This is a genomic window from Sphingobacterium thermophilum (genome assembly GCF_039541675.1).
GTDB lineage: Bacteria > Bacteroidota > Bacteroidia > Sphingobacteriales > Sphingobacteriaceae > Sphingobacterium > Sphingobacterium thermophilum.
Genome location: NZ_BAABGR010000015.1, coordinates 124,059 through 145,286, shown reverse-complemented (window position 1 = coordinate 145,286; position 21,228 = coordinate 124,059). Strand labels below are relative to the sequence as shown.

Sequence of the window (21,228 nt, the reverse complement as noted above, 5' to 3'; positions counted from 1 at the left end):
GCTGTCAATTTAGAATTTTAAATTAATACCAAACGCTACACCAGCTGTGCTAGGCACACCGTTGTAGTCTATACCAACAGAACTTGAACCTACTACTCCCGAACCTGCTGCTGAAGTTTCAGGGTCCATACCTTTATAGTTAGTCAATAAGAACAAGTTTGATCCTGTAAGGGTTGCTGTAGCTCCTTTGATAATCTTGCTCAAACCTGCAGATTTGAACAATTGGCCACTCAAGTCATACGACAAAGAAATGGCGCGAAGTCTTAACCAGTTGGTGTTAACCATGAAGTTTGCACTTTCTCTAGCAAAATAATCAGACCAATAGTCTTGAATAATCTTACGACCGCTAGTCTGTACGCCATTGATGTTGTAGAACTGATCTGCTTCGAAAGTGTATGTTCTATCTTCATAGATCGGCTCAGCATTAGTACCTCCGGTACGAACAGCACCTGAAACTGTCAAGGACTCTCTATTTTCAGTACGTTTACTCATACCATTAATGGTCATGAAGTAGTCTGTACCGTTATAGATATCTCCACCGATTCTGAAATCTAACAAGAATGAAAGGTTAAGATTTTTGTAAGTAAAGCTGTTGTTGAAACCTCCTGTAAGCTTTGGCTCACGATTACCGATATTGTAAGTTGTCAGGTTGTCAGAAGTTGGCATTCCGGTATTGGCATCCAAGATAACTCTACCGTCGGCAGTGCGCGACCATTTAGAGCCTGAAATGCCCATGAAGCTACCTCCATTAAATGAGGCTGCCTTAGCATTACCCACCTGTACATCCGTAACATACAGGATCTCAACACCTGGCAATAGGTTGTCTACAGTACCTTTGTTTCTCGACATATTGATAGTAGACTCCCAAGTGAAGTTTTTGTTTACCACAGGTTTACCCGAAATAGACAACTCCATACCCTTGTTGTAGATATCTCCGCCATTCACAGATACGAAGATGTATCCTGTAGATTGACCTAAACGAGGAGAAAGAATCTGGTCATACGAGTTGTTGGTATAATAAGCATAATCTAAATTCAAACGACCGCCCAAGAATCTTAACTCAGCACCCACTTCGAAAGACGAAGTAGTTTCCTGTTTCAAGTAAGGGTTCCCACGTGTCCAGCTGTTTCCGGAACCGATAAAGCCGCCAAGCATTTCTCCTGGAGCCCATAGATATGTGTTGGTCACATAAGGAGCGGCATCCTTACCTACACGAGCCCATGAAGCACGAAGCTTACCGAAGCTCAACCAAGAAACATCTTTCATCAACTCAGAGAACACAAAACTACCACCCACAGATGGGTAGAAATACGATCTGTTCTCTACTGGAAGAGTGGAAGACCAGTCGTTACGACCTGTAACGTTCAAGTACAACATATCTTTATAAGATGCTCTCAATTCACCGTACAAACCAAACAATCTTTTTGTTGAGTGGTTTACCGAAAAGATTTCGTTAGCATCTACAATGTTTTCAAAGCTGTAGAAGTTATCAATTACGAAATCGTACCCCATACGACGGTTGTTGGTTGTTTTGGTTTGCTCCGCGAAATAACCTACTAGACCACCTAAATCAAAATCGCCAACACGCTTATTGAAGTTAGACATAAGGTTGGATGACCAATAATTGTACTTGAAATCACTTTCGGACATCATACCGTTCTGCCATAGTTTCTTCACTGCACCTTGAGCACCGATGATTGTCTGGTTTTTAGTCAAGTAACTGTCCATACCTACACGGTATACCACATCCCACCAGTCTGTAATCTTAAAAGATGCATTGATATTTCCGGTGATACGCTCTGTATTATCGTTAAGGTTATTTCTGTTGATAATCCAATAAGGATTTTCCACATCATCTTCCAATGCTTGACGACCTTCAAACATACGGTACTTGCTTCCATCCGGATTCAAGTAAACACGCATATCATCATTTCTTGACCATCTGTATACCGAAGTCATAGCTCCAGTACCACCTGAGTTGTACAAACCTGCAGAGGTAAGGGTCTTGTCGGTGTTGGCCAATGAATAAGCTACGTTAGCTCCTAAAGTTAACTTTCCATATTTCTGATCGCCGTTGAAACGGAAAGTAGTTTTATCGTATCCTGTATTTGGGATAATACCTTTTTGGTCAAAACGCGATGCCGACAGATAAAAAGTACTATTTGCATTACCGCCTGCCAAACTTACGTTGTGGTCATAAACGGTAGAATGCTGGAAGAAATTTTCTATATTGTTGTAGATGGTTTCATTAGGACCGAAAGCTTCACCCCATGACTGAGTAGTGTAATCGTTCAGTGTTCCTGCATTATTATAGAAACCTCTTTTGTATTTGCCTTGTTGCTCAGGAAAACGGTTGACCCAGTTGTTTCCCGCTTTAGTGCTAAAAGATACTTCCGCTCTTCCCTCTTTACCTTTTTTAGTGGTGATGATTACCGCTCCGGCAGCAGCACGCGAACCGTATAAAGCAGCAGCAGCAGGACCTTTCAATACGGACACATTTTCAATATCTTCCGGGTTAATATCCATTACCCTATTGCTATTGGTAGAAGAAACAGACTGCATACCATCGAAACCGCTGTTTCCACCAATAACTGTAGAGTTATCATAGATGACACCATCCACCACAAACAAAGGCTGGTTGTCTCTTTCCAACGAGGTACCACCTCGCAAGATGATCTGAGCACCGGCCCCTGCAGACCCTGAGGTCTGTGTAACATTTACGCCGGCAATTTTTCCGGCCAAAGAGTTAACTACGTTAGCCGTTTTATTTTTCATCAACTCATTGGCGTTAAGATCTTGAACGGCATATCCTAGGGCTTTTTTCTCCTTTTTGATACCCATCGCCGTCACGACCACTTCCTCCAACAGCTCATCAGAAGACTCCAGTACCACATTATACACTGTACCATCGCCCACCACCTTTAGCACCTCCTTACTACCGATAGATCTAAAGATAAGTTTTTCACCTGGCGCCGCCTGGATGGAGAACGTTCCGTCAGGATTGGTTTTAACTGCACGATTAGTTCCTTGAACTATTACCGTAACGTTACTCAGCGCCTCCCCGTCGGCAGAGGTTACTCTACCTGAAATAGATTTTTGCTGAGCCATCAAACAGGACGCATAGGCAGCTATCCCGAGAAATGTTAGAAGAAATCTTCTTTTCATGTGTTTGATAGTTTTACAAATAATTAGATTTAGTTATAAGTTATAGTTTGCTATGCAATAATGTGTAAAAAAGCACATCTAATCATACGCGCAAACCCCTGATACACAAAGAAGAACCCAATAGATTATTATCAAAATTTAGGTATTGGTTCTTAAAATTGCACGGACAAGTTTATATAAAAAAATGCACATTTAATAATGTTTTTGTGAAAATCAGCAAAAAGACGCATCAGTATTGCCTTTTTTTTTTGATAACAAATTTCAAATCTTACATAACAGACTACGTTTTTTTACTATTTTTCTAATATGTCACCCGAAAAGGCTAAAATTTTATACAGGCACAAGCTTCTGAAACATTTTTTTTACGAATACAATAAAAAAGCCTCCATTTAGGAGGCTTTTTAAGTAAATTCTCTTATTAAAAAGACTTATTGTACACCAAACTGCTTAACAGAAACAGTAGGCGTTGAAAATCTATATCCCGCAAAGCAGTGGTGATATATACGGCCTATCTGTGCATTCCACCAATCTGAATATTCTACAACACTTCCTGCAGTAGAACCCGCTAAAGTCAGATTTCCTTGATCTGATCCGTCCGGTCCTATTAATCGAATACGATAATCTATACGTGCCGTACCTGCTGAATTTTCAACAGTTTTGTTCACCACAACAGGTTCCCAACCTGTGGACTCGCCAAACGAAACCGGTTTACCTAAGTTAAGCCATTCACTTTTCTGCCCGGTAGCATTGTCCACCGTGTATTGAAATTGATATTGCAGCTTCAAATTGGTTGGAATGCCTTCACTTTCATAAAGGAAATTGGAGAACTTAATCCACGCTGTAGTGCCCGTATTTTCGGTTACTGTAGTAGGGAAAGGTATTTCATAATTCACCAATACCGGTGGCTTATTGAAATCGTGCACTACCAGAATATAACGTCCGGCAGGCAAATCAATGTCCTGGTTGTATGCCAACGACAAGCTGGTCACCGCTCCTCTGTATAATTTTAGATTTACTTTTCCCGGTTCCGCTGTGAAGAATTTACTTACAGCACCACTCGGAATAAAGTTAAATGTATTCAAAGGAGTCGTTTCATTGGCCAATAATTTACCGTTTAACTCCACTTTATTGATGTTGTTGGCAACTCCAGAGGATAAAGGCACCATATAATAAATCTGGAATAAAGCCACTTTTGTTTCATCAATAGGATCCGATTTATATTCTACCACATGTTTCTCACAGGAATTTAGGAGAAATATGCTTAGAAAGATTAATAAAAAGCTGTTTATTTTTTTCATTTTCTGATTCATTAAATTAACAGTTCACTTTCTACTTCCTCTATACTACCTTGGCATATCTCCCGGATATGCGAACCATGGAATAGAAGTATGATAATTATTAGCTGTACCTGCTATAGGTTTTAATTTTTCCAATGCTGGGATATTCCACATATATTCTGAGTTATATCTAGGTCTCAGACGATAACAAGGAGATCCTTCATTATAGATATTGTAAGACCCTTTTCTGTTTTGAACTTGTGCCGGCAATAGATAAAGCCCTTTATAGACTTTTGAATTGTCGGTATCCTTTTTCTGTTCCAACTGAGCTTGGATCCAGCCATTGCCATTTGTAGGATATTCACCCGAATACTCTATATCATAATGATATTTACGCATATCTACCCATGCTTCCAAAGCGCCCCAAGGATATAGAGCAGCCCATTTTTGCATCATGATATGGGACAAGGTGAAGTCTGCCAAGCCATTGACAAATGGACCGTTTACATACTCGTTGGCTAGCTGATTAAATAGTTCTCGGGTGATTTTGTCACCACCTGTAGGGCTTCCTTCCTTACCTGGATAAATATATCTTGCTGTAGTAGCCATATCGGCTGCCACCGCCTTTTTGAACGCCTCAAATGCCTCGGCTTTACGGTCTAGTTTCCAATACGTTTCAGCCAAACAGAACTGTATCTCGGCATATGTAGTCAAAATATAAGGAGCATCATCACGATAAATCCAGCGGCCGATACCATCATTAGTAGCTCCTGAATAAGTAGAAGAAGCATTTCTGCCATAGAAGGAAGGTGCTGTACCTACTGAACCTGCCGTTGAGGTGAAACTTCCACCATAGAACTTATACGATTTTACGGTATCCGCATTGCCTATACTAATGTAATTTGGATTGCTCGTCGTTCCTAGCTTCACTGCAACTCGAGGGTCGAAGTGTCCTGATTGATTAACTAATGTATCAGCAATAATCTGCTTTTCAGCCAGCTTATACGGATAGTAGGAATTGCCCTCTACACGAATTTTATCACCGGTAGCAGGATCATACTCCGGTACAGTACCTGTAAATACCTGTACAGCATACTCATGCTGGAAGAAGCTATACGAAAGATTGGCTCTTGCCGTACCCCAAAAGTTATTATAGTTAGAATAAGGAGCACTCTGTGATCCACCGGTAACTTTTACTGTAGCATCATCATCTGCGCTTTGGAAAGACTTTGATGCCGCCTCGATAAGCTCCTGAGCATATTTATCTTTAAAGTCCTTTTTGTTACTCAAGGACGCTAAGTTACGCACAATCACTGCATGAGCAAACTTTATCCACTTAGACTTGTCTCCCGCATAGATAAAGTCATTGGCACTTATTTTGGTTCCGTAATTATGATTATCTTCTCGCTCTAACAACTCTATTGCTTTACGTGCCCATTCTCGAATTTGTGCATAGATTTCGTCCTGATAATCATAATTATGTGATAATAAGCCCGGCACAAAAGCATCTTTCATTGGCAACTCGCCATGCACTTTAGTGAGAGCATCCCAGCTGAAAGCCTTAAGGGCATAGCCAATTCCGGCTAAGGTCCAGTCTTCGGCCTCCAACGACTGATTAATCATATTTTCAAGGTTCATTCCTTGATTCCAATACACCATTCTCCAAAGTTCACCTCCTGCATCGGAAGCTAAAGCATAATAATGGTTAGCAAAAGAGGTATAAGTGGAGTTCGTCGTCCCCATCATCTGGGTTAAAGGACCTATAGCACGATAATCCCAATAAATACCTTGATATTGTTGGATAATATTTGCCAAATACAAGTATCCCTCTACATAGTCCGGAGCATCAACATTCTTATTGACATCCAGATACTTATCACAACTTCCCATCATGGTAAGCAGAGGGAAAAGCATATATAAGAATCTCTTTTTCATTTCTACTTTGATTAATTTAATGTTAAACTCAATCCTACTGAAAAACCGCGTGGACTAGGAATAGACCATACGTCATATCCTTCACCTCCGGTACCTCCCGCAGCAGCGGAAACGGTATTTCCTACCGCATCAATACCTGAGTAGTTTGTCCAAGTGAACAAATCATTACCCACAAAATACACATCCATAGAAGAGAATATTTTTCCTTTCTGTAGGAATGTTTTAGGCAGACGGTATGACAGTCTCAACTCTTGTAAACGCAAATAATTAACATTTTTCTCCAGCCAGTCTTCATCCCCTCCGGCAAAGATTGTCGCTCCATACGCTCTATAATCTACAGCTATGTTGTTGACAGTAGGATTGTCGCTATTCTCATTACCGTCACGCAATACACCGCGGAAGATTACCGGACCGCTTTCCCTCAATGCTACCGACTCCCAGCTTGTACCATTGGTCATCATCGTGCGCTTAGTACCATTCACAACCGTAGCACCTAATCTTCCAGAGAACAATCCTGAAAGACGGAAGTCTTTGTACGACAACGCTGTGGTGATACCGAAGCGAACCTTAGGTTCCCTATCGCCAATCACGGACCAGGTGGATTGAGTAATAGGAAGACCTGTACTTGGACTTATCAAGATATCTCCTTTTTCGTTTCTCTCATAAGCCAACCCCGTAAGGGTAGTGATAGGATGACCTACCATTATACCGTTGCGAATATTTCCGGAGTTCCATGTATATGCATTGTAATACTCTGTAACATTCTCTGGTAGATAAACCACTTTAGACTTACCTTGAGACATGTTCACCCCAACGTTCCATGTAAAACCTCCAGGTTGCTTAATAATGTCTCCATCCAGATGGGCTTCCCAACCCCATGTCTTGAAAGTTCCTACGTTCATGTTGTTCAACACAAAACCTGTAGCGTAGCTCAAACGGAAACCTTTCACAATCTGGTCGGAATTGCGCGTACCAAAATATGTGAAGCTACCATTAACACGGTTGTTGAAAACGCGGAAATCTACTCCGACCTCATGCGCTGTAGTCATTTCCGGACGTAATGTAGGGTTAGGTCCTGTAAAACCATATTTAAAACCTCCTCCCGACTGATCACTATACTCCAACTGAGGATAGATTTCGAGTGGACCTGCATCTTTACCTACCTGTGCAATAGATCCTCTCAACTTGAGGAAATTAATTGCCGAAATATTTTTCACAAACTGTAGGTCCGAAAGGATTAATGATCCCTCAACAGCTGGATAAAAATATCGGTTATTATCTTTTGGCAATGTCGAAGACCAGTCGTTACGTGCCCTGAATGTCACGAAAGCCAAATTGTTATATCCGAACTCAAACTGTGCCGAAAGGGCTTGAATTCTTCTTCTCGTATTTCTTTGAGTACTTGTTTGCGATAATGGATCTGTATTATTAATAGATTGAAAATCAGGAACAATAAATTTGGTTCCGTTCGCTGCCGAACGCGTTACCTTATTCTCCAGTTGGTGATACCCCACTTGTCCGGAAAAAGACAATTTGTCTTGCAAAAACTTATTATTATACCCTGCTAAGATGTTGATGGTAGGATCGGAGAAATTAGATTGCACAAGGTTGTACTCTCCAGAACCGTTATTTGCATTGGCATAATAAGGGTGACGTGATGTTTCGTAAGTCTGCATACCTACGTCCCACCCTACTTGAGCACGAATAAACGTGTTAGCAAAAGGGGTGATGTTTGCAGAAACGTTGCTTAAGAAACGGTCTGATTTATCATACAGCTTATTCTTATACATAGCAAACAGCGGATTTAGCAAATCCAAATCCACATAATAGTCAGGTTTACGCATGTGACTACCGTCAGCATCAAGGTATCTGCTCATATCGTCTACCAAAGGCCACAACATTGCACGATACAGAGGCCCATCAGTCCCTCTCAAAACTTTGCTGTTTCCTGTTTTTGTGTATTGCATAGCTCCATCGAAGCTGAACCATGGCGTCACCGTAGCTTTTCCCGACAAACTTAAGTTTGTACGGTCATAGTCCGTAGTTTTAAGAATACCGTTTTGATTCAACTGAGAAAATGCTCCACGAATGGTAGCCTTTTCCGATCCAGCATCTATAGAAACATTATGTCTTTGCTGGGCTCCCGTCTGCAAAATAGCAGCAATATTATCATACAGCTTCATTCCTTCAGGATATAATCCACCGAAACGTGCTGTATTATAATAGTTTGTGGTACCATAGTTACCGTTGGCATATTTCGTCTGCATTTCAGGATAGCCGTATGCTTTCTCCCATTTAAAGTAGTTTCCGTATGAAATAGTCCCTTTACCTGCCTTACCTTTTTTGGTCGTAATAATAATAGCTCCATTCGACGCATCCGAACCGTAAAGAGCAGCGGCTGCGGCACCTTTCAAAACCGTTATACTTTCGATATCTTCCGGGTTGAAATCACCTCCTCGCGAAGAGAAGTCCAGATTTCGTACAGAATAGGTACTGCTACCGGAACCTGCCATAGATAACGGATCGAAGGTAGAGTTATTCATAGGAATACCGTCCACTACAAATAAAGGCTGGTTGTTACCCGATATGGAGGTGATGTTTCTCAGCACGATGGTATTGGATGCTCCTGGTGTACCACTGGTGGAGGTAACATTAAGACCGGGAATACGACCCGCTAATGCCGTAACAAAGTTCTCACGACCTGACTCACTAATCGTACCGCCGTCAATATGCTGTATCGATGATCCTACGGCACGGCTCACACGCTTCATACCGAACTCGGCAGTAACAACTACTTCATCAATTTCCGACCCCGTTTGAAGAGTAACATTATAGACAGTACCTTCTCCTACCACCTGCACCACTTCCTTACTTCCCACCAGCCTAAATACTAATCTCTCTCCCGGGGCAGCTTGAATGCTAAAGCTACCATCAGCATTTGTTTTTACAGCCCGATTCGTCCCCTGAATCAACACTGTAACATCGCCCAACGCTTCTCCGGATTGACTTATCACCTTCCCGGAAATAGATTTCTGTTGGGCCATCAGACAGGAGGCGTATAACGCGACCCCGAAAAATGTTAGAAGAAATCTTCTTTTCATGTGTTAATAGATTATAATTGTTAGAATAGTTGGTTAATATATATTCACCAAATAACACCTCTCGACGTGTTATTAATATTAATTTCGCTTACTCTATAAATCTACACTTCCTGATTTTTCAGAATTTAGGCACTGGTTTTTAACTGACTAATAGCAATATTAGATAAAAAGCGCGTATTTTGCAATGATTTTTTTGTAAATACGCAAAAAAACGCACGATTAACACAAAAAAAGCGTCTAAAGAAGCTCTTTAGACGCCAAATGTATCGGTTTATTTAATATGCCTTGCACTTAGGCAAGATTTTTAATCTAAATTAGTTGGGATTATTGCCCAGCAGCACAAAACCAATCCCTGTATAACCGCCCGCATAAGTCTGTAATATGTTTTTCCTTATCCAGTCGGATTTAGGATCTCCCGGTTGTTTAAGAACCAAAGAGGTGCTATTTCCACTTACAGGTTGAAATGCTTTGTAACAACCAAGGGCCTGCATCACTTTTGCCAAATCTCCCAAACCTATCCCTTCGGAGAAGTTTGCAACAATACCATCCACAGTCACTACATAAACCTTTTGGCCATCCTGGGTAAGACCTACAGCATTACGTACAGCTCTCGCATCTCCCGTTCCGATAAGGTCATTGTTGAAAACCAACCAGTTTGCCCCCCCTACAAGGTGTTTCATCTGGCTATAATTTATCGGATCGGTAGGATAAGTTGCCTGGTTAGGGCTGTTAAAGATTTCTATCACTGAAGATCCCTTTCGTACCCCTATGTGAGGACGCGTCTGGGCTGTACTTCCTGTAAGCTGCTGTATGACCCTTCCAAACTTAACATATCCTCCTCCAGCAGTGGCCGAAGAGTTTGCATCGCCTGTCGTAGCAGCGATGATCTCCCCCTCCGACGTAGCTTGGTTAAAGCTAACCATATCGTGGATATGCTGTGTTGCATACAGATAATCATTATATGGTGACAAAACCTGCATGGTCACATTAGCTTTGGTAAGATCTATCTCCAAGATGTGCATACTTATAGGCAAATCCAGATTACTGATAAATCTTGCGTGAATATACTCAACCCCTGCACGCGGAGAATAAGTAGTATCCATCTGGAAGGTTTTGACATAGGTGGTATTATCCATGATACGCTTAAATTGGACTGTAGGCGAATTATCCGGTGGGATAATATCTTCTACAGGAGGTTCTTCCACCTCATCTTCAAATTTAGGATAGTCATCTCGCTCCTTGCAGGCCGTCTGCAAATACAGTAAGGATACAAAGAGCAAACTTATCTTCAATATCTTATACAGATTCTTTTTCATAATCATCGAACTAACATGAATGAAATATATGGTTTCATAATCGTTGAGGTCTGTCCTGCCCAGCCTAAGGCGTAACAGGTGTACTGACGTTGATTCAACGTACTTCCGGCATTAGCATAGAAAGCCAATACACTCTCATTGGTAACTGGAGCTCCCGCAGGTCTTACCTTAAAAGTCCTAGTCACCGAACGGTTTAATACTATTCTAGGCGAAATCTCACCAAACTTCACATTGCTGGCCACCAAGGAGTCTTGGGCCGGCGTCTGTGAACCTGCTGCCGTAGAGTAAAATCCGTAATAAAAGTCTACTGCCTCCACGTTAGGAATCAAGTTGATGAAGCGGTATGCCGCATACGATGAATCGGGTAAGATAAATTCTTCTTCCGTCGGAATAACTTTCGTGTTTGATCCTGTATCCGCAATATGAAACGTATATCGTGAACCTCCCTTGATAGTTACGTTAGTGCTGTACAATACCAAGGAGTCCTGCCCATCGTCTTTAGACTTGGGAATACATATCTTGACATTGATATCTCCACCATTTACCATCAAAAACTCTGAGCTTGATGGACCTCTAGTATTGTAACCTCCTCCTGGATAAGGTTCACGTGCTCTGATTAGTGGTGTTACACGTACATCGTTAAATTTGACATACATATATCTGTCGTCAGGATACACGGAAGCCATATTTATCTTCACAATAGACTTGTTATCTTCCATAAATTCGACTTCCCCGAAATCTATGATCATCTCATTTTTGCAACTATTGGTCGTTGCAAGAAAGAGCATGCTTAGAATTAACAATATGAATGAATATTTTTTCATAGTCAGCATCTTTTAATAGGTGTCTAAAACAAACCAAACCGGTTTCACAACGTAGTCAGCCTCCAAACCGCCCCATTTCAGCAACTCTTCAGCATTCCACATATATTCTGAATTATATCTTGGACGTACACGATAACAATAGTCATTATGTACTAACTGACTACCTGCCAACGGAATAAATTGACGGAAAATCTCCGTATCATAACGGTATTTACGCATATCTGTCCAGATATCATATCCTCCCCAACCCCACAAAGCAATATATTTTTGTCCCATAATGTCCGCTAGTGTCAACTCATCTGCAGATTGTGCTACTTCCGACGACTCCATATATGCCTGAATTTCGGCATTCGTAATTTCTGTTGGGTTGTACGCCGCACTAGCGTTCTCATCTCCTACCGCGGTATATTTGTTAACAAAGTTCATGTGCGACCTCACACCATTCAGATAGGCCTGGTAAGCGAGGTCTTTATTTCCCATCTTTAAGGCCACTTCCGCTTTGATGAACTGCATCTGCGAATAGGTCATGATAGGAAAATCCGTCTTATTCTTGAACATATAGAAGTTGCCTACCGCTGGTACTGCACTATTTGACGTTGATCTTCCATCCGGAACTGCAGCAATATAAATACTGTCTGTGGTGCGGAATTTAAGCATCCTCGACAAACGTGGGTCCACAGAAGTCTTTGGCTCCGGATCTGGCTCTCCACGCACCCCTCCAGTCAAATAACTCAAGATAGGCTGTCCTGCTCTGTTATAATACGAACTGTTGAGTAAGGCTTGGTCTGCGCCATATACGTTTGAAGTCTCGGCACTGGAGCCCGCAAATTTAACCACAGCATTATCTGATTCGGAAGCAAATGATAAGGTAGAATATTTAATAACTGAATCAGCATAATTGGTCAGAAAGTCCGGCTTATTGATATAGCGCGCATAATTCATGGCTTTGATGCCATATACAAACTTTCTCCAGCGCTCCATATTACCGTTGTACATATAATCGTATTTGGTCAGCGCCGCACTGTAATCACCAGGACTGTTAAGACTTAGGTAATACAAGGCCGTATCGCACCACGCCTGCACTCGTTTGTACACGTCCGGTTGGTCTCTATATTCAAATTGAAGACGATCCTCATAAGCCCCATCCAAAATTATCGGACCATGATAATCCGTCAACACCTGATAGTCGAAAGCCTTGATAGCATAACCTATAGCAGCAAACTCATACTTTTTGTTAGCAATAGCATCCTTAAGAAGGTTTTCCAAATTCATGCCGTGGTTGAAATATACCATACGCCACATAACGCCCCCCACATCGCTGGTACCTCCAGGATAACTGTGCTGCTCCCATATATAAGAAGCCCTGTCCGTACTAGCTCCTAACATAGCCTGCGTAAACTTGTTGATAATACGCTGATCTTGGCCGTAACAGTTGGCTATTTGATAGATGATAGGAGACAAATACAGCTCGGCAGAAACCTCCTGCGGAAAGGAAGGACTGTAGTTTATGTCCAAAAATTTCTTACAACTGACGCCCAGAGTTGTCAATAATACCGCCCCTGCAGCTAAATATCTTCTGATTTTCATGATTTCCTGTATTTAGAGTTTCAATCTCAAACCAAAGTTCATTCCCAAAGGTCTGGTCATATTTCCATAGTCAATTCCGAATCCACCAATACCTCCCAAACCAGGCGTGTTGGCATTAGACTCCGGATCCAATCCCGAATAATTGGTTAACAACACCACGTCTGTCAAAGTGCAGAACAAAGACATGCTGCTGCGGGTTCCCAAGCGTCTGATGACCTTCTTAGGAAGGTTATAAGACAAGGTGATATCTCTTAAGCGGATGGTCCAAATGTCTTTTTCTATAAATTTCTCACCTGTGATATTATTATAGAAATAAGCCGAAGTGTAATATGGCGTTACCGCAATGGTGTTAGGAGTAGGGAAGTCGGTATTTTCAAGACCATCTTGAAGCACACCTTTTACCACACGTGGCTCCTCACGATTCAAAGTATGTTCACTCAAACCGTAAACATACATACGGTACCCCAACAAGTTGTAAACGTCTCCACCAAAGCGGGTATCCCATAAGAAATTCAAGGTAAAGTCCTTATATCTAAATTTATTAACAATACCGAGCGTGAAGTCAGGGATACGGTCACCCACATAACCCCATGTAGTTTCTGATGGCAATACAGGCAATCCGTTCTGAGGGTTGATGAGGATATCTCCTCTATCATTTCTGGCAAACTGTGTAGCAGAAAGCGAACCTATACTTTTTCCTATAAACACAGCCGAACGAACACCCCCTGTCAACCAAGTGTCCGAATCGTACGTTTCAGGAAGATCCTTTGCCATAGACTTCACTATACTTTCCTGCTGTGTATAGTTCAAAGTAATATCCCATGAAAAATCTTTCTTACGGATAGGAGCAATATTAGCTTGGATTTCACTACCACTGCTTTCTATAATACCTCCGTTGATGGTTCTCAAAATAAAACCGGTAGCATAACTCAATCGTGGTTGGAAAATCTGGTCAATACTGCGTCGACGATAATAGGTATAGTCGAACGTAAATCTTCTCTTAAATAAGGAGAACTCGATACCTCCCTCAACATCTTCTGTGGTTTCAATTTTAAGATTTGGGTTACCACCAGTTACCTGATAAGCAAAACCACCACCCGAGGTCATCTGCGTTTCCAAATTAGAACGGGTAGCATACGAGCGGAAAGGCTCCTTACCTGTTCTTGAAATAGAAAAGCGTAACTTACCGTCGTCCAGCCATTTGTAATTCTCTTTGACATAGTCAAAGTCAGAGAAATTGAACGCCAAAGAGCCCGATGGATAAGCATATACAGGGTGATTAGGCATCAGACGTGAGGAAGCATCCACCCTACCAGTAAGAGTTAAATATAATAAGGTCTTATAACCCAAAACCGCTTGCAGCGAAGCTCCCATATTTCTGCGTCTGTCAATATAGTTCTTCGCTCTTCGTTCTGCCGGATCCGTATTATTGATGTTATAAAAGTTAGGGTCGTACATCTTTCTACCGTACTGCGAATCCGTATTATAGTGGTAGTCGTAGATGTTAGCACTTAAACTCGTCTGTAAAGAAAATTTGTTATCCCAAAACTTATGTCTTGTAGAAGCTCGATATTGCCCAGACAATATTCTGGCAGTTTTGGTATAAATATAAATCTCTCCTAAATCCGGATCACTCGCACTACCCGATCCCGAATATGATTGGGCGTGATAAATCTTGAATCCGTTAGTATTCGAATAATCTACAGCCAACGTAGCTTGCATACTAAGCCAGCTGTTTACCTTGTAATTGAACTGTGTATTCCCTAAGATACGGTTTACATCATCGTAAGCACTGTTTTTATATGCATCCCAGAAAGGATTGTCCAGCTCGCTATAAATATCCGAGACGTGAAGCACCCTGTTTCCTGCACGATCAATCCAGTCTCTTACATCCCACAGAGGATTAAAACGCATCAACGTCATCAGATAACCTGCGTCCCCCTTGTTGGCTTTGTCATTGTGGGAGTTCATAAAACTGAATGTAGTATTCACATCAAGTTTCGAGTTGATTTTTGACGTACCGGTAAGACGTGAAGTGATACGTCTGTAGCTCGTATTAGGCACAATACCCTTATTGTCGAAATACTCATTCGACCATCTGTAAGTAAGAGCTTCGGCCCCACCTTCAATCACCAGATTATGTTTGTGGTTGAAGCCTGTTCTGAAGAAGTTTTTCGTATTATCCTTATAGATTTTTTGTTCTGGATTAAAGCGAGGACCCATCGCGTATGTCGACGTCGCTGAGTAAGTACCGTTGGTTCCTTGAGCATAAACATATTGACGTTCCGGATAACGGTAAGGAGTTTCTACACGTCCGCTGTAAGTATAAGATACCGACGAGCGGCCCGCTTTACCTTTTTTGGTAGTGATAAGGATAGCCCCTCCGGCACCCATACTCCCAAACATAGCGGTGGCTTCTGCACCTTTCATGATGACATAACTTTCTATATCTTCCGGATTCAGGTCAATAGCCCTGTTAGAGTAGTCGTTTTCCCGGTTTGTTCCATCATACACCAAATCGTGCTCATTGATGATAGAGTTGTCCACCGGTACCCCATCAATCACGATTAACGCGTTGTTGTCTCCGGAGATAGATACAAAGCCACGAAGGACAATCTGCGCAGAAGCTCCCGGCAAGCCATTAGAGCTGTTTACCGACAACCCCGGCACACGACCTTGAAGGCCGTTGAAGAAGGCCTCTCTTTGGGTTTCGGCAACCTCCTCACCCGACACGCGAGGCGTAGAATACCCCAGCGACTTTCTATCCCGCTCAATACCGAAAGCCGTAACAACGACCTCGTCAATAGAGGAAGCATCTTCTTTCAACACGACATTGATCACATTTTCAGAGCCCACTTTCCGCTCCACAGCCACCATCCCTACAGACCGAAAGACCAATGTCGCTCCTTCCGAAACCCGAATGGTATATGTTCCGGAAGCGGAAGACACCGTTTGATTGGATTTTCCTTTTTCTTGGATTGTTACTCCCCCTAACCCCGTGCCTCTCTCATCGGTAACCTTTCCTGAAATTGTTCGTTGCGCAAATGCATTGGCACTAATAAAGATTAGTCCAAACACGAAAAGAAGTAACCGTGCTTTCATAATAGTAGTTCATTTAAGTAATAATTGTTAGTTTATTAGTTTTCTTTAGGTAAAAACTATGGCAATAATTAGGTTAAAATTAGCGTTCGCTTTCTATAACAATAATAAAAAATCAATTTCAAATATTCACACGTTTTTTCATATTTTTTTAAAAAAATGAAAAAACACGCATAAGCTTTTTAAATTCATTTAGCATACCACAATACCAGTAGAGAATGTAAAAACTGAAAGGTTTTTGTCTATAAATAAAAAGGCCGAAACAATTGTTCCGGCCTTCTGTTTATTAATATTTTTATTATTAATTCAGCTTTGCGTCGTAGTCACTCTCATTGCCCAACCTATCCACTGCCTTTACGGCTACCGCATTCAGCTTTTCTCCATCTTTGTATAGGGCAAGTTCTTTTGCTGTAATATTACTAACCAAAATTTCTATTTGCCACTCCTTTCCGTAACGGTAGTATAATACATAATGCCGGATTTGGTCGGGCTGCTTGTGCAACCATTTTGCATGCGCATTATTTCCCTCTACAGTCAATAATAAGGTAGGGCTGAGCAGCGGATTTGCCGGCAACCACGGAGAGCGAGGTACCAAAGCTTTTTTCTTATAAGGTCCTTGAACTAGTGAAGAAAGCATCTCCGGGCTTTTGGTCAATCCTGCAATACTCCAATGTACCTGCCCAGGGCTGTTAGGCACAATCTCACGCGTTGCGGTAATCTGATTAAGAATCTCTGTAGGTCTGTGTGCCGCTTTCACTGCTACGGTATTCAACCCAGGCCACAGATGTCTCTTATACGTATTTTCGGACTCCCACCATTTAAGTAGAGAGACGAAACTTTGTTGTGGTGGCTCGATAGGCCAATAAAGCTGTGGTGTGAAATAGTCTACCCACCCTTCATTAAGCCATAACTTAGCATCTGCATACAGCTCGTCATACTGCGAAGACCCCGTAACCCCCGCAGGATAGCCCGGCTTCCAAATACCGAAAGGGCTAAGACCGAATTTCACGAAAGGCTTTTCTGCTTTAATTTCTTTGTAAATACGCTCGATAAAGATATTGACATTATGTCTTCTCCAGTCTGCACGGCTTAAGGTACCACCATTGTCTTTATAGCTTTTCCATGTCTTGTGATCCGGGAAATCGCCACCATTGTAGCTCGCATATGGATAAAAATAATCATCGAAATGTACGCCATCGATATCGTAGCGTTTCACGATGTCATTTACTACACGAGAGGCATGATCTTGCGTCCTAGGGTCGGCAGGATCAAACCAGTACATTCCATTTTTAAGGCGTACGACGTAGTCTGCTGCTTTCTTAGCCATGGATTTTTCTGTCACCTCTCCTCCGTTGGTATGATGAGCACGGTAAGGATTCAGCCAAACATGCAGCTCCAACCCTCTTTTGTGTGCTTCTTCTACCCAAAAGGCCAAAGGATCGTAATACGGCTCTGGTCGCTTGCCGATCTCTCCGGTCAAAAAATAAGACCAAGGTTCGTAAGAGCTTTCATACAAAGCATCTGCCGACGGCCTTACCTGAAATATCACCGCATTGAAATTATGATTTTTCAACAGATCCAAAAGAGCTATGGCTTCCTGCTTTTGCTGCTCCGTTGTCAAGTTACGCTTTGACGGCCAGTTAATATTGGCAACTGTAGCCACCCATGCCGCACGAAATTCACGCGGAACGACAGGCAAATCCAGTCTTATCTTCTCCTTTTTAACTTCGGCAGTAGCTTTTGAAGTAGCTGTATTAACTGCCGTGTCCTTCTTTGTATTTTCCAGAGGAACTGCAGGAACGCTAACTTCTGTAGGTTGTGTAGCTGAAACTTCAGTCGTCACCGCAGAGGTCGTCGGATTAGGTTTCGGTTTACTTGATTTACAGGACATAGACAAAGCCAACAATAAGCTCGCTGCCCAAACGGATATAACTTGTATTTTCATAGGTTACAAAACTAAGGTATATACTTTTATTTTCTCCAAGATAAATGTTAAATATACCGGAATATACTTATTACCTTATCTTTTCCCCCATAAAATAAACAGATTCCACCTCAAATGTAGAAGAGAACACTAAAACGTTAGCCACAGTTCCTTCCGCAAGGCGACCTATATCTTTACGTCCAATAAGATCTGCGGGATAGAGAGTGGCCATGCGCAACGCTTCATCAAGCGCTATGCCTACCCTACTGACACAGTTTTCCACGGCTTTAAGCAGGGTAAGGGCAGACCCGGAAAGCGTACCATCAGGCAACACATAATGATCACCATTAAGCACGTGTTTATAAATTCCTTTATTGCATGAGGCCACCGCATCTGTTATCAAAAAAAGCCGCTCCCGCAGCAGTTGCTTGCTAAGCTTTACCGCCTCAAAATCCACATGTATACCGTCCACAATGATGGAAGCGCATACTGAAGGATGTAGAAAAGTGGCCCCCGGAACCCCTACGTTACGGTGATGCAAAGGAGACATCGCATTCCATAGGTGCGTCACCGCTCTAACTCCTGTATCGAAGGCAGCCATTGCCTCTTCCCGTGTAGCATTAGAATGCCCGGCACTCAACAGAACGCCACGCTCTAGGAGAAAACGAACACAAGCCTCACTTACATTCTCCGGCGCAATAGTCATCATCTTCACAGCATCACCATGCTCAGCAAAAAGTTCTTTCAAGACAGACACTTGGGGCTCAACGATAAGCTCCTGAGGATGGGCGCCCCGCTTAGCCGCATTAAGGAAAGGTCCTTCCAGATGCAGCCCCATAGCTACCTTCGGTGCAGCTTCCTCAAAAACAGCCATAGCTCTCCTAAACACTTCCAACGTATTTGTTGCCAAAGTAAGATAAAAAGAGGTGCATCCTTGTTCTAACAAATGACATTCTATTTTATGTAATGAGTCTACCGTAAGCTCCGCGGAAAACAGCTCCTCTCCACTGCCATAAATCTGAAGATCTATAAGCCCGGGACAGATATGACTTCCTCCTACATCTGCCTGCTCGTAGCCATCCGGAATATCAGAAATATCCACAATACCCCGAATGGTAGGGCCGGAAATCAACAAGGCTTTATCACGAAAAATGTCATATTCAGAATAAATAATACCATTGATCAGCGCTATGTTCCTTTTCATTATTCAGTTATATTTAAAACGTACCTTGTAATTGCCATAAAGGCATTGTAACTTAGTCTTCCGGACAACAGCTTCTAATAATCGCCCGTTGTCCACCTAACAACCTTCCTCGAGGTCTTTTAATCTTGGAAATTATAAATATTTATACACAAAAAGAGATATGTCACAGAAAATAATTATCAACACCTCAAAGGCGCCAGCAGCCATAGGCCCTTACAATCAAGCGGTAAAAGCCGACAAAACGTTATATGTTTCCGGTCAGATTCCTTTAATCCCCGAAACCATGGAATTGGTGACTTCAGGAATCGAAGATGAAACCCACCAAGTATTCAAAAATATCCAAGCTATTCTCGAAGAAGCAGGATACGGTTTGGAAGATGTCGTCAAAGCTTCAATCTTCCTAAGTGACATGGATTATTTTGGCAAAGTAAACGAAATCTATGCGCAATACTTTACCGCTAATCAACCGGCACGCGAATGTGTGGCTGTAAAAACCCTTCCAAAAAACGTAAATATCGAAATTTCCGTCATTGCCTGGAAAGCTTAACAAATGACAACCTTAAATTTCCAATAGCGGTGTCTTCCAAGGAAGATACCGCTATTGTTTTTAGCCCTCGAAAAATTTTCAAAAAATTTCGTTTTCCCCGGTAACAAAACTTTCAGCCTGTTGATATAATGGTAAATCAGATGGTTGAACATATTAAAATCAAATATTATGAAAACGAAATTTAACTGTACTCTTATCGCATTAGCTCTTAGTGCTACAATATCATTGTTCTCTTGTAAGAACGAAACAGAGGTCATATCTCAATTGGCAAACCCGTCATCGATAGAATTTAACCATATCCGACAAAAAGCTTTAGAAGATATCTCCATCAAAAAAGGATTTAAAGCGGAAGAAGGTTTAGAATTTACAACAGACAAAGGAACTAAAATTAAAGTCCCTGCAAACTGTCTGCTCGATAATAACAATACTCTTGTAACAGGAGAGGTTACGCTCTCTTTTGTCGAGATGTATGATCGAGGCAATATGGTTATCACCAACAAACCTTTAATGGGCAAAAATGAAAATGGGGACTTGCTGCCTTTAATTACTGGAGGTCAATTCAATATCGAAGTATACAAAAACAATCAGAAACTTAAACCTGGATGTCCTTTCTACGTAAATATTCCTGCCGGCTTAACCGGAGGGTTGGATAGTGACATGAAACTTTGGTTCGGAAACATCGACGAAGAAGGTGATTTGACATGGGAGGAAGTTACAGGTGAAGGAAACCAAGGTAAGCGTGCTGGCATAACCCCAAATTCGGACTATGCGACTTACGACATCTGGTCTAATGAATTTGGATGGACCAACGTGGATAGATTTGCCGGAGAGCCTGATCCTAAAGCTCAGATAAAGGTTACCGTACCTGCCGCCTATAACCACACCAATTCTGCCGTTTACCTTTCTTACGAAAACGAACAAAACTTACTGGCTAGGTTAGACATTTACGATTCACAAGAACATTTCTTCACTGAACATTATGGCTTCTTGCCTGTCGGAAAAAATGTACATATCATTTTCACTTCCGAAAGCAATGGATCTATAGTCTACGCCATCAAAAAAGTCACCATAGCACCAAATGCTATCTTCAACATCAGCGAAAACGAATTAGCGCTTACCTCAAAAGAAAACTTGATTAACCAGATTAATAATCTAAACTAAATTCCCTAATGTACTCACTGAGTTGGTACGGGCCATTCCTTCAGGAATGGCCTTTTTAGCTTGTACTAATACGAAACTATTTGCAGCA

Annotated in this window: 12 protein-coding genes; 2 read left to right on the top strand and 10 right to left on the bottom strand. The window is 41.8% G+C overall.

The window, feature by feature from the left end; all coding sequences use genetic code 11:
* Positions 1-9: 9 nt before the first annotated feature.
* From ABD873_RS06675 to nagA, 10 genes are all read right to left on the bottom strand, one after another.
* Positions 10-3,165, bottom strand: coding sequence for a SusC/RagA family TonB-linked outer membrane protein (locus ABD873_RS06675; protein WP_345066333.1), 3,156 nt, complete (start codon positions 3,163-3,165; stop codon positions 10-12).
* Between the two features lie 428 nt (positions 3,166-3,593).
* Positions 3,594-4,394, bottom strand: a complete 801-nt coding sequence (locus ABD873_RS06670; protein ID WP_345066330.1) for a hypothetical protein — start codon at positions 4,392-4,394, stop codon at positions 3,594-3,596.
* 114 nt (positions 4,395-4,508) lie between these two features.
* On the bottom strand, positions 4,509-6,377 hold the full coding sequence (locus ABD873_RS06665; protein WP_345066327.1) for a SusD/RagB family nutrient-binding outer membrane lipoprotein: 1,869 nt from the start codon (positions 6,375-6,377) through the stop codon (positions 4,509-4,511).
* 11 nt (positions 6,378-6,388) lie between these two features.
* Positions 6,389-9,478 (bottom strand): SusC/RagA family TonB-linked outer membrane protein, encoded by a 3,090-nt coding sequence (locus tag ABD873_RS06660; protein ID WP_345066324.1) that lies wholly within the window; start codon positions 9,476-9,478, stop codon positions 6,389-6,391.
* A gap of 314 nt (positions 9,479-9,792) precedes the next feature.
* A complete protein-coding gene (locus ABD873_RS06655) occupies positions 9,793-10,794 on the bottom strand; it encodes a phosphodiester glycosidase family protein (protein WP_039053735.1) in 1,002 nt (333 codons plus the stop codon).
* Between the two features lie 2 nt (positions 10,795-10,796).
* Complete coding sequence (locus tag ABD873_RS06650) at positions 10,797-11,618, bottom strand: DUF4397 domain-containing protein (protein ID WP_345066319.1); 822 nt, start codon at positions 11,616-11,618, stop codon at positions 10,797-10,799.
* 12 nt (positions 11,619-11,630) lie between these two features.
* Positions 11,631-13,205, bottom strand: a complete 1,575-nt coding sequence (locus ABD873_RS06645; RefSeq protein WP_345066316.1) for a SusD/RagB family nutrient-binding outer membrane lipoprotein — start codon at positions 13,203-13,205, stop codon at positions 11,631-11,633.
* A gap of 12 nt (positions 13,206-13,217) precedes the next feature.
* On the bottom strand, positions 13,218-16,307 hold the full coding sequence (locus ABD873_RS06640; protein WP_345066313.1) for a SusC/RagA family TonB-linked outer membrane protein: 3,090 nt from the start codon (positions 16,305-16,307) through the stop codon (positions 13,218-13,220).
* A gap of 298 nt (positions 16,308-16,605) precedes the next feature.
* Positions 16,606-18,249 carry a glycoside hydrolase family 10-like protein gene (locus ABD873_RS06635; RefSeq protein ID WP_345066310.1) on the bottom strand — a complete coding sequence of 548 codons (1,644 nt, stop codon included), beginning with the start codon at positions 18,247-18,249 and terminating at the stop codon, positions 16,606-16,608.
* A gap of 70 nt (positions 18,250-18,319) precedes the next feature.
* A complete protein-coding gene (gene nagA, locus ABD873_RS06630) occupies positions 18,320-19,432 on the bottom strand; it encodes an N-acetylglucosamine-6-phosphate deacetylase (RefSeq protein ID WP_345066307.1) in 1,113 nt (370 codons plus the stop codon).
* 160 nt (positions 19,433-19,592) lie between these two features.
* Between nagA and ABD873_RS06625 the strand changes: the two genes are divergently transcribed.
* Both ABD873_RS06625 and ABD873_RS06620 read left to right on the top strand, forming a co-directional pair.
* Positions 19,593-19,979: a RidA family protein gene (locus tag ABD873_RS06625; RefSeq protein ID WP_039054369.1), complete on the top strand. Its 387-nt coding sequence runs from the start codon at positions 19,593-19,595 to the stop codon at positions 19,977-19,979.
* Positions 19,980-20,147: 168 nt separating this feature from the next.
* A complete protein-coding gene (locus ABD873_RS06620) occupies positions 20,148-21,140 on the top strand; it encodes a hypothetical protein (RefSeq protein WP_345066303.1) in 993 nt (330 codons plus the stop codon).
* Positions 21,141-21,228: the final 88 nt, after the last annotated feature.